Annotated in this window: 12 protein-coding genes and 1 tRNA gene; 4 read left to right on the forward strand and 9 right to left on the reverse strand. The window is 63.6% G+C overall.

Features of this window, described 5'->3' with window-relative positions:
• Positions 1-50: 50 nt before the first annotated feature.
• The gene (locus tag ABZX86_RS23220) at positions 51-797 is read right to left on the reverse strand and encodes an alpha/beta hydrolase (protein ID WP_355126617.1); all 747 of its coding nucleotides are present in this window, start codon (positions 795-797) and stop codon (positions 51-53) included.
• 74 nt (positions 798-871) lie between these two features.
• The gene (locus ABZX86_RS23225; RefSeq protein ID WP_355126619.1) at positions 872-1,462 is read right to left on the reverse strand and encodes a TetR/AcrR family transcriptional regulator; all 591 of its coding nucleotides are present in this window, start codon (positions 1,460-1,462) and stop codon (positions 872-874) included.
• 514 nt (positions 1,463-1,976) lie between these two features.
• Here ABZX86_RS23225 and ABZX86_RS23230 point away from each other — a divergent pair.
• Entirely contained in the window at positions 1,977-2,228 is a 252-nt protein-coding gene (locus tag ABZX86_RS23230) for a hypothetical protein (RefSeq protein WP_355126621.1), read from the forward strand.
• 154 nt (positions 2,229-2,382) lie between these two features.
• On the opposite strand, the gene fabG is transcribed toward ABZX86_RS23230, so the two are convergent.
• The 5 genes from fabG to ABZX86_RS23255 form a co-directional block, all read right to left on the reverse strand.
• A complete protein-coding gene (gene fabG / locus ABZX86_RS23235) occupies positions 2,383-3,081 on the reverse strand; it encodes a 3-oxoacyl-ACP reductase FabG (RefSeq protein WP_355126623.1) in 699 nt (232 codons plus the stop codon).
• A gap of 18 nt (positions 3,082-3,099) precedes the next feature.
• Positions 3,100-3,459 carry a hypothetical protein gene (locus tag ABZX86_RS23240; RefSeq protein ID WP_355126625.1) on the reverse strand — a complete coding sequence of 120 codons (360 nt, stop codon included), beginning with the start codon at positions 3,457-3,459 and terminating at the stop codon, positions 3,100-3,102.
• Positions 3,460-4,686: 1,227 nt separating this feature from the next.
• Entirely contained in the window at positions 4,687-5,823 is a 1,137-nt protein-coding gene (locus tag ABZX86_RS23245; RefSeq protein ID WP_355126627.1) for a Fic family protein, read from the reverse strand.
• Positions 5,824-6,420: 597 nt separating this feature from the next.
• Positions 6,421-6,494: transfer RNA gene (locus ABZX86_RS23250), tRNA-Pro, on the reverse strand.
• 213 nt (positions 6,495-6,707) lie between these two features.
• On the reverse strand, positions 6,708-7,505 hold the full coding sequence (locus ABZX86_RS23255) for an SDR family oxidoreductase (RefSeq protein ID WP_355126629.1): 798 nt from the start codon (positions 7,503-7,505) through the stop codon (positions 6,708-6,710).
• 747 nt (positions 7,506-8,252) lie between these two features.
• Between ABZX86_RS23255 and ABZX86_RS23260 the strand changes: the two genes are divergently transcribed.
• Positions 8,253-8,711 carry a hypothetical protein gene (locus ABZX86_RS23260; RefSeq protein WP_355126631.1) on the forward strand — a complete coding sequence of 153 codons (459 nt, stop codon included), beginning with the start codon at positions 8,253-8,255 and terminating at the stop codon, positions 8,709-8,711.
• 41 nt (positions 8,712-8,752) lie between these two features.
• A complete protein-coding gene (locus tag ABZX86_RS23265) occupies positions 8,753-10,045 on the forward strand; it encodes an MFS transporter (protein ID WP_355126633.1) in 1,293 nt (430 codons plus the stop codon).
• Positions 10,046-10,073: 28 nt separating this feature from the next.
• Here the strand turns inward: ABZX86_RS23265 and ABZX86_RS23270 are convergent, their stop codons facing one another.
• Both ABZX86_RS23270 and ABZX86_RS23275 read right to left on the reverse strand, forming a co-directional pair.
• Positions 10,074-11,030, reverse strand: a complete 957-nt coding sequence (locus ABZX86_RS23270) for an AraC family transcriptional regulator ligand-binding domain-containing protein (RefSeq protein ID WP_355126635.1) — start codon at positions 11,028-11,030, stop codon at positions 10,074-10,076.
• Between the two features lie 243 nt (positions 11,031-11,273).
• Positions 11,274-11,909 carry a MerR family transcriptional regulator gene (locus ABZX86_RS23275; RefSeq protein ID WP_355126637.1) on the reverse strand — a complete coding sequence of 212 codons (636 nt, stop codon included), beginning with the start codon at positions 11,907-11,909 and terminating at the stop codon, positions 11,274-11,276.
• Positions 11,910-12,185: 276 nt separating this feature from the next.
• Here ABZX86_RS23275 and ABZX86_RS23280 point away from each other — a divergent pair, with 276 nt between their 5' ends.
• Positions 12,186-12,635 carry a hypothetical protein gene (locus tag ABZX86_RS23280; protein WP_355126639.1) on the forward strand — a complete coding sequence of 150 codons (450 nt, stop codon included), beginning with the start codon at positions 12,186-12,188 and terminating at the stop codon, positions 12,633-12,635.
• The last annotated feature ends 18 nt before the right edge of the window (positions 12,636-12,653 follow it).

Consider the following 12,653-nt stretch of genomic DNA (forward strand, 5'->3'; position numbering starts at 1 on the left):
TGACCGCCGAGGGGACTCGGCGGTCACTGTCGTGTTCGGGAACTCCGTGGTCACATACCGTTGAGTTGGTTCTCGGCCGCATTTGTCAGTGCGGTCCCGGCTCGCGCGAAGTCCAGGAGTAGACGCGAGAATTCGGCGGGTCGGGCGAGTGGGAGATAGTGGCCCGCTCGGGGAATGATCATCAGCCGCCCGTTCGGCGAGGCGGCCAGGAACCGTTGCTCGTGGCGCCGAAAGTGATCGTGGCTTCCATTGAGGAACCACACCGGACCGCTGTAGCGGCCGAGTCCGCCGACCGGGTCGGATCCTCGGATGGAGGCGATGGCATCTGGAATCGCTTCTGTCGCAATGCCGCCACGTTCTATGGCCGTGACGACCGGTCGTGGAAGGAACGTTCGGAGGATCTGTCGGCTGATCGCGTCCCCCTGGTCCGGAAGTGTGGACAGCACCCGGTGCATCAGTAGAAACGGCGTGGTCAACGCGCGGCTCGAGGGAGCCGTGGTGCAGCCGGCCAGTACCAGCCCGGCTATCTGGTCGGGATGCCGTCCGGCCGCGGCGATACTCACATATCCGCCGAGGGAGTGCCCGACGACCAGAGCCCGGCCACCGAGTTGATCGATGGCCTCCATGATGGCATCGATGCCGGCGGACAGAGTGAACCGTTCGCCGCGCCGACCGCCGTGACCGGGCAGGTCTATGGCCAGAACCGGCCATCCGGCATCCATGTTGTCGCGGACCACCGACCAGGACATGCCGCTGAGTCGTATGCCGTGCACCAGCACGATCGGTAATCGCTCCATCGGAACTCCTGACTTGCTGACGTCGATCTCGTGCTCGAAGGAATCACTGTGAAGCCGGCCGGCACGTTCTGCGGTCACTCGGCTGCGCTGACTTTGATACCTGGCTCTTTGCCGTAGATCACCCGGCACCACACCAGGGAAACGATCTCGACCCACTTCGACTCGTCCATCGGGTCGCTCGGGGAGGTGTACCGGCGCAGCATCTCGGTATTGAAAGTGGCCAGGGCGCTGGCGAGTTCGTCCGGATCGCCGCTCAATGCGTTTCCGGTGGCCTGCTGATCGCGGATGCGCTCGGCCAGCGCATGTTGGAAGCCCATGGTGAATTCGTGAAAGCCCTCGGCGACATCGGGCTGGTAGTGCGACGCCTCGAGGATCGCTCTGACTATCGGCCGGATCGGCTGGACGTAGCGGAGGGATGCCGCCATAGCGGTCGGCAGATGCTCTGGGCCGGACGGCCACCTCGCCGGATTTTCGATGATCTCGATGCTGGGCCACAGCACGTCCAGTCCAACGCTGACCAGCAGTTCGTTCTTGTCGGCGAAGTGGGTGTAGAACGCCGGACGGGAAACTTTCGCTTGATCGGCGATCTGCTGAATCGCGACGTCGCTGAACGGCACGCCCGACTCGAGTAGTTCGGTGAGCGCCGACTTGAGTTTGAGTTCCACCTCCCGACGCCGATCGCGGTTACTCCTCGTCATCATTGACCTGGCCCTTTCTTCTTAACGGCGGCTTCGCTCGCTTCGGCGGGTGGCCGAACGTTCCGAATCGGAGTCATCTATCTGTAACTCCGGGTCGCGCTAAGGTCCTCTTCCGGATATAGTCTGACAGTGTGTCAGACGGACTGACCAACACCCGTCTGACGCGGTAGTTGTTGACGATACCCGGTGCTGTCGCACTCGGCGCAGCGGATTCGTCACGAGGAAGGATTCGGAGTGTCCGTGCAGAACGCGGGCACGGGGGGAAGGATGTGCCATGCGTTGTGAGTCACCGCGTACTACTGGAATTGCCTTGTCGCTGACGCCGAAATGCCCTGTCTGCCAGCGAGAATTCGAATCGCCCGAGGTTGGCCGGCCCCAGGTGTTCTGCTCGGCGGCCTGTCGGCAATCCGCCTATCGGGCACGAGCGACGGTGCAGCGAACGGGAGTCGCCGCAGGTGAGCTACGTGGCCAATTGTCTGCGGTGGGTGAGGAATTCGTCGACCGCTCCACATCGGTTGCCGCGGTCCTGGATTTCGTCCGAGGCTTGGAGGGGGCCGGCTCGGCCGCAGAGTTACCGACGGGGTGGGAAGCCGATTTCAGCCGGCTGGCCCGCGATCTGAAGGGGATGATCGATCAGATTCAACATCTGGTCGATGACCATTCACAGTTGGCCTACCAACGCAGACTGGCCGAGAGGCGCGCCCATGCCTCCGGTCGTTTGTCGAAGCAGTAGCCAGGCTGGCGCCAGTCGATCGACGTTCGCAGATTGATCCGGGGACAGCCGGATCGTCGGGCCTGCGACCCGCTTACAAGCGGGTCGCAGGCCTATGTGGTTCCCCGGTGCGATCGGCCGCCGGTAGGAGGGGAGCGCAGATCGGTGAAAAGCGCTAGTGCCCCATCGCGATTCCGCCGTCGACGTTGATCACCTGGCCGGTTATGAATCCGGCGCCGGGGCTGAGCAGGAATGCGACGGTGGCCGCGATTTCTTCGGGCTCACCGAATCGGCCCAGTGGTGTTGCCGCGAGAGCTTTCTCGACGACGTCCTGACTGACCACAGACGACATATCTGTCTTCGTGAAGCCGGGAGCCACGACGTTTGCTGTAATGCTTCGCGAACCGAGTTCGCGCGCCACCGAGCGCGCGATGCCGATTACGCCGGCTTTGGCGGCGGTGTAGTTGACCTGGCCGGGCATTCCGCCCAATCCGCTTGCCGAGCCGATGATCACGATGCGGCCGGTTCGGTGCTTGAGCATATTGCGGGTGGCGCGCTTGACCACTCGGTAGACGCCGGTCAGATTGGTGTCGATCACACGCGTGAACTGCTCTTCACCCATGCGCATCAGCAGGGTGTCATCCGTGATCCCGGCATTGGCGACCAAGCCCTCGACCGGGCCGTCTTCCTTCTCGATCAGGCTGAACGCCGCATCGACCGAATCCATGTCGGTCACATCGCATTCGACACCGCGCACACCTTCCGGGACCGTAGACCCACGGTGTGTGCCCCACACGGTATGTCCTTCCTTGACCAAGTGGCTGGCGATTGCCGCGCCGATTCCGCGGTTGGCTCCGGTAACTAGGACACGCACGAGTAGATTCCTCCGAAATTAATTGTGTAGGTGTGAAATTGGGAATTGCGCGGGCGTCTGGTCCTCGACGAGCAGGATGATCGCCACGGGGTCACCGTGCTTCTCCCGCGCGCTGTGCAGGGCAAACTTTGCCGCGAGATAGGGCTGCCCGTCGATGGTGATCCGCTGCTCGGACCCTTCACTGTCCTGAGGAGTGCTGAGCCCCTGCAGGTCGATTTGCTCGAGCACCTGCGAAATCCGCCCCTCGCCGAGGGGTGCAAGTCGCCCGACCGACGTTAGCGGAATACGGTTCTTGGACTCAACCAGGAGCAGCGTAGCGTTCGTGTACTTGACCAGACTGGCGATATTGGATTCGATCTCGCGGGTGGCGAGCACCATTGTGAGGCCATAGAGCAAACGTTGTCGGCCCTCGTCGAGCACGCGCAAGCGGCACGAGGACCACATGTGCACCCCATTACCTGCTGGGCGCAGAGACCGCACGGTTGAATCCGATCTTCGACGCAACCCGGCGCAGGAGCCGGGCCACGCGTTCACCGCCAGCCGAGTGGATGAACACGTCTTCGCCCAGCCTGGTACCGATGATGTCGACAGCAATCCACTTCGCAGGTAATGCCATGGGCGTCAGCATAAGTGGCGACTGGAAACGATGGCTGACTCAGTCGATGAGTTCGACGTCACCGCAGGTTGTCCATGCTGTCCGGCCCACCGGGTTGCAACCGTGATGCAGGATTTTTATGTTCTGCAGCGGTGTGACGCAGTTGCGTTGTGCTGCATTGGCACCGATCGGTGAGAGACTCCCTATCGGAAGCAGAGACCCCCTTCGGGTGGGTCTGCTTTCGGACGCACAAAGGGGAGAGCACGATCATGGGCGCAACTATTCGGATTTCACTCGCTGACAGTGTTGTGTCGCACGCGCGCACGCTTTCGCATATTCCCAGGGACGGTGCACGTCGTCGTCCGCCGCTTCCTTGCTGCCGGGCACCGCCGCGCCGGAATTGAACCAGTGATCTGCCCGCATGGAGAGCTGTCCTGACGCGAAGGGGGCGACAGGACGGCGGAGCTCCCGCCGGGCCCGTCCACGAGGGGTGTCGGGCCCGGCGCGAACTCGGTTCGATATCTGTGCCACAGCTGTATCCGCTGAGCACGTAGCCGACTGTGTCACTTATCCATAGGGGGCTAGAAAAGGTTCGAAATGTCAAGCGGTGGTCAAATATTTGAACGTCAGCAGCAACGAGCAGGCGTGCGAATCGGTGTGCCGGGGTGAAGGCTCGTTGGGTCAGCGGGAGTGCCGGAGTATCGAGTGAATTCAGGGGGACACTCGATGCTTTGGTGTGCCAAGCGGTTTCGCTCCCTGTCATCGGTAATGGAGTCGCCTGCTCCGAAATCGCAGTTTGAGTCTCAACCCGGGTGCAGCAAACGGCTTGATCGTACCGGCACTGCGGGGACATCCCGCCCGCCGAGATGGAGACGGCCCACTACGCTCAACAACCAGTCCAGCAACCTGCCGGACTGTCACACCGATAAGTCTCCGGACACTCCGGGGCGATTCAACTCTCGGGCACAGGTAGTAGGTGCGCATCTTTTTGGATGGGTCGACAAGTGTTGCTACATCTCGTAAGGGCTTTCGAGGGTAGTTGGGGTGCTGGCGATTTCCAGTGCTGTAGCCGGGTAAGCCGGTCCAGCGGTGTAGAAACGGGCTCGGGTCTTGCCGACCGGTTCGAGGACACCGAGCGCGACAAGGTCGCGCAGATCGCGTTGCGCTTGTTGCAGACTCAACCCTTCGGCCTGCTCGTAACGGGTTCGGCGGACCCTGCCGGACATCGCGACATCGTGCAATGCGCTGATGACACGTTCGTCCAGCCGGATACCTGCGACATATTCCTCGAGTTTCGCCCACACCGCGCCGGACCGAACCCAGCGGGCGTGGACGGTTTGGGCTTGCTGGTGGTAGGCGGTCAGGTTGAACCGAATCCATTCGGACACATCCTGATCCGGCCGGTAGGTGCTGCCCCGGCGGCCGAGGACCTGGTAGTACTCCCAGGTGTTACCGGGTCTGGCGAGCCAGGCTTCGATGGACGAGAACTCCGGTGCGAGAACGCCTTCCCGCGCGATCATAAGGGTTTGCAGTGATCGGGACAGGCGTCCGTTGCCGTCGGCCCAGGGGTGGATGGACACGAGGTGCAGGTGCGCCATGGCCGCGCGGATGAGCGGATGGGTGCCGTCGTCGGTGTTGAGCCAGTCGACGAGCTCGCCTGCCAATGCCGGTACTTGGTCGGCGTCGGGGGCGGTGTAGGCGGCGATGCTCGGGTCGCGCGCGTCGGTCACGTACACGGGTCCGCGTCGCCATTGCCCGGACGGGCGGCGTTCGGTGTGCCGGTGTCCCTGCAGCATCCAGTGCAGTGCGTTGAGAAAGCCTTTGCTGTAGGCGAAGTCGTCGACCTCGTGCAGCGTCTGGATGTAGGTCATCATCTGCTCGTAGGCGAGCGTCTCGGCCTTGTTCTCTTCGGACACCTCGACGTCCCGTTCGCCTGCGATCAAATCCTCCACGTCGACGGTGGAGACCTTGAACCCTTCGATGGAATTCGACGCGGCGACTGCATCCGCGGTGAGGAACTTACGTAGGCCTCCCGCCCATTTGCCAGGCTTGGCCTGCAGTTCGTGACGCAGTTCGTCGCGCATCCGGTCCACGTCGGCGAGGACGCGGACATCGGCGGCCGTCAAGGCAGGCGTAGGAAACAGCATGACGTGACAATACTATGACGTAGTCATTACGTCAAATATGCCCAAAGACTCAATCGGGCCACACCCCTGTCCGAGCATCACGCCCGCGTGGCAACCGAAGTCGGGGCAATCTCTCCGGCTATCCGGAAGAGCCCGGCCTCGCCCTCCGGGATGTTCTGCGCCGCAGCATTTCTCGCCCTCCCTGCCCCGCGTCCTTTGGCAATAGTGCACCCGCCGACCCGCTCGTTACGGCGACGCTATGTCCACCTCGCGCGTTCTGTGGACCGATCGTGGACCAGCGCTGGTCCACGATCGGTCCACAAGAAGGTGGTGACCACTCGGCGGAGAATAGAGACGCCACCTGGGGGGATGCTCGACTTGACGCCACATCGCCGCGAGCTCGAACGGCGCCACCACAACCCATAAGGCGCGAAAGCTGAAGTAGCAGAACGTGTTTCGACATCGATGCACTTGACAGTGGGTCAAGTGCTCAACGCGAGATTGTAATGCCTGGTCAGAGGGTTTTCGATTGGCTAGGATAGCCCAGAAATGGGCTGTATTCGCCTTCGTAAACAGAAGCAGGTCGGAGCGGGAAACCCGCTCCGACCTGCGAACCTGTCGGGCTGACAGGATTTGAACCTGCGACCACTTGACCCCCAGTCAAGTGCGCTACCAAGCTGCGCCACAGCCCGTTGCACTCGCTTCGCTTCGTGCTCGATGAGATTACATCAGTACCCCCTGGTTCCTCCAAATCGGCACGTTATGGGCGTGTGGGACTGGTTTTGGGGCCGTCGATGGGGGAGTGGTTCGGAGGTTGTGGTCGGGCGCTTGCGGTTCGTGGCCCACTTGACTGGGGGGGGCAAGTGGGTCATGGGCGAATTGTTCTGACTTGCTTGGGGTTTGCGTCAGTAGTAGACCGGGCCGGGGACGCCGCCGCCTGCGGCTATGGCGTCGCCGGTGATGGCGGCGCTGCGGGGGGAGGCGAGGAAGGTGACTACGTCGGCTACTTCGGCGGCGTCGATTACTCGGCGGATAGAGTTTGCGGGAAGGTCGGCTTCCAGGGCGGCGATTGTGGTGCCAGCGGCTTCGGCTTGGGTGGTGAGGCGCTGGGTGAGGCGTTCGGTTCTGGTCAGGCCGGGGTGGACGACGGTGACGTTGATGCCCTTGGGGCCGAGTTCGTCGGCGAGGTTTTTGGTGAGGGCGGAGACGCTGACATTGCGGATGGTCTGGGCGATCGAATTGGCTTGGCGGGCACCGAGTCCGCTGATATTGATGATGCGGCCCCAGCCCTGTTCGATGAAGTGCGGGGCGACTGCGCGGGCGGTGCGCAGGTAGCCGAGGACCTTGATTTCGACCTCGTGGCGGAGCACCTCGTCGGTGGTGGCGTTCAGATCGGTGGGGGCGCCGGCGCTCCAGGGCGTGGCGGCGGAGTTGACCAGGATGTCGACGCCGCCGAGCTCCTCGACGGTGCGCCGGACCAGCTCCCGGACCTGGTCGTCGTCGCCGGTGTCGGTCGGGATCGCGATGATGCGCCGGCCGGTCTCCTCGGCCAGCGCCTGCGCCGCGGCTTTGAGCGGTTCGGGGGAGCGGGCGGCGAGTACGACGTCCACGCCCTCGGCCGCGAGACCGCGCGCGATGGCCAGTCCTATGCCCTTGCTGCCGCCGGTGACGATCGCGCGTTTTCCATTCAGATTGAGATCCACTCGACCACGCTAACCAGCGTGCGGGCGCCGGTCGCCGATCTCGCTCAGGTTGAACCGAACCGTATTCGTATGAGGCCACGTCGTTTTCGGAATGCGAGTCTCCGCTGCTGGGAATAGCGAGCCGCTGTGTAACGGTACGTTGTTTGTGGGCCGTGCACAGAGCGATGGTTCCGACCAGGAGGTTTTCCCATGCGCACTCTTCCACTCACAAAGTCGTTGCACATCGCCGCACGCGTGGCGGCAATCATTGCCATCGCGTCGGCGCCGATCGCCACGACCGCACCGGCATTCGCCGATATCTCTGTCGATTCGCCGACGAGTACGGGCGAAGACTCGCACGGCAGGCCCGATCAGCGGCCGGCCACCGACGCTTGGTCGGACCCGAGCGGCGACTGGGTGAGTCGCGGCGACAGAAATCGGGGCCACTCCGAAGGTCGGTCGGGCTCACTTCCGGGCGGCTGGCCCGGTCTTCCGCCGCAGCCCCCATTCGCACCGTTCCCACCGCGTTCCGGCAGTGGCAGCGGCAGCGCGTCCGGCAGTTTCTGAACAACGCTGGGTATGGCGATGGTGCCGCTGACGCATTCAGGTCCGACTCGGTCGTTCGCAGAGATATGGCCGTATATCACTGCGGTGGTCAGCGGCGCGGTATTGCTGTTCATGATGTTCCAGCCCTGGGTGACGGCGTCGAATTGGAATGGATCGGCGAGTGTCAATGCTTTCGGCCGGGTCGTACATTCGACCAGAAATATGACCATTTGGAGTCAATCGGCACCGGCTTCCGCAAGGATCGACGGCATCTGGGCGATCCTCGCGACCATCGCGATACTCGTCGAGGTGATGGCGGCAATCCAAGCCATGCTGCGACGAAATGAACTGGCAGAGAGCGTCACTGCGATTGCGGCAATGGTGGTCACCGCTCTGGTACTGGTCGACGTGCTGAATCTCGACCGCAGCGTGCCCGAGATTGTCGCGTCGCTCGGGAGAGGCAATGACCTGGGCTCACAACTGGCGCTGGTGGTCGGGGCTGTCCGAGGTACACGTGCCTACCCTTGGCCTGGGCAGGAGATGCCGATCAAGCCCTCTGGGCTGACCCCGTGGGCGCTGGTGTCGATTCTCCTCACCGTGGGGTCGGCCGTCGGCGTGCTCATGCGTTCCTGGCGCGGTGGCCTGCGTGCGATCGTCACCGCCGCCGCTCGGCTGGTCTGAACAGCCCGGCCGGTCGAATCTTCCGGACACTGTGATCAAAGATGAGCTCGTCGTTCATATTCGGTAATAAGAATTTTCTACTTCTATGGTCCGGAAATGTTGTTTCGCACATCGGCTTGCAAGGCGTCCGGATAGCCTATCCGCTGCTGGTCCTCGCGATCACCGGCTCACCGATCTCGGCGAGCCTGGTGGCATTCGCGCTCTCGCTGCCGGGACTGATCTTCGAGATACCGGCGGGCGTCGCCGCGGATTATTGGGACCGCCGGCGAATACTGATGACGTGCCAGCGCGTCGGGCTGGCCGCCACCCTGCTGGCGGCAGCGGTAATAGTCGTACAGCCGCCGGGACTGTCGCTGTTTCTCGCGGTAGCCGCATTCGCGGAGGGTTCGGCATACGTCTTCTTCAATACCAGCGAACTTGTTCTGGTCCGAGATGTTCTCGCCGAGGAAGAGCTCCCCGCCGCGTTCTCGTTTCTGGAAGCCGAGCAGCCGATCGCCAATATGGCAGGCCGGACGTTAGGAGCGATCACGCTGGGTATTGCTCGTGGTCTGCCATTCCTGGCGAACGCCATGTCGTACATCTACTGCCTGTGGACCCTTGCCAAAATTCCTGCCAGAGCCGCAGTGGAACGACGAGCGGATACCGCGAATCCGGGTCCTGCTCGTATTTGGGATTGGGGGCACGTGTGGGCTGGGATGCGAAGCGTTCGAAGTGAACCGTTCGTATACGGCAGCACAGTGATACTCGGGTGCACGAACGTAATACTCCAGGTCTTCATACTGCTGATCACCGTGGAAGTGAAGGACAGCGGTCATCCGACCTGGACCATCGGCATGGTGCTGGGCGCCACCGGCCTGGGCGGTTTGTTCGCCGCCGCTCCCTCGGCCGGACTCGCGGGTCGGATCAACCCGCGAACCGCGCTGACGCTCATGCTGTGGGTCTGGGTCGTGCTCTGCACGATCATGGTGATCACCTCGAACCCGGTGCTGCTGGCGGTGTGCTGGATGGGTGTCGGGTTCATGGCGCCGATCGGCAATGTCCCGCTGACCCTGTATCGAGTGCGCGCTTTTCCGGGCGATCTGGTCGGCAGAGTCTTCGGCGCCAGCAAGCTCATCGCCCATGGCGGCACCGCGCTGGGCGCGCTGATGGCGGGACCGCTCTTGTCGACGCTGGGCATCGCTACGACGGGATGGCTACTGGTAGCCGCATTGGTCTTGCTGGCCCGGCGAGCACGGCGACTGCACGATCCCGGATTGTTCGCCGCTGCGCCACCGGCCGTCCCCGGCAACTGGATCGCGCGCGCTTCTTATCGTGGGCCGGACCCCAGCCGATAGGACACACCCACCCGGCTTCGGGGTTCGTTCATCGGTCCCAGCGCCGGGTGGCTCGGCGCGCGGACCGATCGTCCCGGTAACCGAGCAGTTCCGCCTGCGCGGATCGGGTGAGTGACGTTGTGGCGCTGGCTGTTTCGAAGCGGAGTCGCCGTACCCGATCGAGTTCGGCGCGCCAGGTTGTGCCGCTTTCGGCCAGTCGGCGCTGTAATGATCGGGGGCTGGTGGCGAGTTCGTGTGCCACGGTGTCGAGCGTGACCGGTCCGCGGTCGAGGGCGGCGGTGAGCACGGTCGTGAGTCGATCCGACCAGGTTGTCGCGCAGGGCGCCGGCGCGGGCATGGTCGCCGCGATCTTCTGCAGCAGGGCTGCCCGGCGGCTGTCGGCGGTATCGAGGGGCAGTGTGAGATCGGCCTTGCGGAGCACCACTGTGTCGCGAGGGGCGCCGAAATCGATTGCGGTGGTGCCGAAAGCATTCACCAGGCCGTCATGGGTGCGGGGTGCGGACTGGCGGAATGTCACTCGCGCGACCGCTACCGGCTGCTGAGTGCTCTGCCGGGCGCGCGCGACGACGGCGGTCAGCGCGAACTGCATGGCAAGGTCCCGGCCCCGCCCCTCGCCGTGGATCAGGTCGACATGGAAGCCGATCTCCTGCTCGGTTTCGGGGCCGGGGTCGAAACGGAAGTTGGTGCTGATGGCTCCCATACAGGGACCGCACACCGCCAGCCCGGCGCCCAGTGTCGGCGCCGTCGCGTACAGCAGGTCGTACAGTCCGAGTTCGCCCACCGCATAGCCTTCGGTGACATGCACGGCGATCTCGGGATCCGCGAGGTGATGCTCGGCCACTTCCCAAATGCGCAGGTACTTCTCACTCGGCAGCCGGACGTCGTCGCCGGTCAGTGACCACTCGGGCAATCCGCACTCGCGCAGCAACTGTGCCCGATCCAGCCCCGCCTCGACTGCCCGCTGTATGACGAACCGCGGCAACACGACACTGTCGGTCGAGGGAGGGGGCGCTGTGGTCGCGCGCCGGCCTTTTTCACTCGGCGGCAATGACACTCGCTTTGTCGAGCTTCCCGGCTGTCGCAGATGCGCCAGTGGCGGCACTGGTTCCCGAGAGTTGGCGTGTTTTGGCCTGCCCAAACCGATTGGTATCAATGAGAATCGGAGTCCGGTCCCGGACTCGACGATGGGAAATGTGTATGGACGGTACGGAGTGCACGACGGCTCGGCTCAGGAAGTCGTAGGTAGTTCGGCATGGCGAGTCAGGGCCTGGTCGATCAGGGCCGAGACCGCACGGCTGGCGATCAGCCGGGAGATCTCCCGGTCGGTCTTCATCGCGGCGAAGTCGCCGATCGCGCGTTCGGGTTGCCCGGGGTCGTGTGCGGACATGTGATCGAAGAGTTTGTCGGCATAGCGGGCGGCGAGTTGATCGCAGTCCGAGCTGAGCCGCTCGATGAAATCGAAAGCCGCACTGGGTGTGACGCCGGTTTCGACGAGTTGGGCGACCAGTTCGTGGGACTGCGAATCTGCCGGCCGGCGGCTGTCGAGCGAAATGGGCTCGATGAGCTCCGCATCCTCGGTGGTCGCAGCGGAGAGTTCCTCGCCCGCCTGGTCGGTCACGCCGAGTACGTCGGCGAGTCCCTCGCCGCGGTCCCACGCCTCAAGTAGCTCCCGGATGCCGTTCAGCTTCATGCCGCGGCTGAGCAGCCGGCTGATGGTCTGTAGTCGATTGAGGTGGTCCGGCCCGTAATAACCGGTGCGACCGCGTACTTCGGGCGACGGGAGCAGCCCGCGCTCGTGGTACACGCGAACGCTCCGCACGGTGGTGTCGGCTACCCGTGCCAGTTCATCGATTGTGTAGTCCACTGTGCCGCCATCGCCCTTTGGTATCGAAACCCCTTCCGCGCAGACGGTTCGGGGTTGAACGTGCCGTTAGCCGACGATACAAACAAAAGAACTTCTGGTCAATGTACCGTTGCATAACGGCATAAAGCTTGCCCGGCAGACACTGATCGGTTAACGTTCCAGAACCAGGCTTGAACAGCTGGTTTCCGGGGACTGTCGAACAGCCCTGACGATCCGCCCGATCAGTTGGGGCGCGCGCGAAAACGCGAGTCGCCCACGGCATTTCCGGAGACGGCCATGAGCACTGTTACCTGTATTTCCCTGTCTTTTCCGCACTCGCGGGCGCCCCGGGCCACGGTGACCGCGGCGAAGGCCGATCGGCCGCCGTGCGCGCAGTGCCCGAACGATTGGGACCTGGATGTCGGAACGCCCGAATCGTGGCGAGCGGCGGTCGAGGTCTGCGGCACCTGCCCACTCCGGTCGAAGTGTGAGCAGCTCGCATCGACGCTGGTCACGCGCGGCGATGCGCCCAAGGCGATGATCTGGGCCGGTGTGGCATACGACAATTCGGGCCGAGTGATCGAAAATCTGGATCGCTACCGCGTCACCCCGCTCGATCATCGGCGGCCGATGCGCATCATCCGGACGGGAGCCAGTGCGCAGCCCGCCGAATCCGCCCCGGCGGCACCCCGGCGGCACCTCGTTCTCGGTCGCCCACTGCGGCCGACCGGTACGGGCGGAGCGTAGGACATGTCGGTATCCGGG

Source organism: Nocardia sp. NPDC006630, from assembly GCF_040611495.1.
Taxonomy (GTDB): domain Bacteria; phylum Actinomycetota; class Actinomycetes; order Mycobacteriales; family Mycobacteriaceae; genus Nocardia.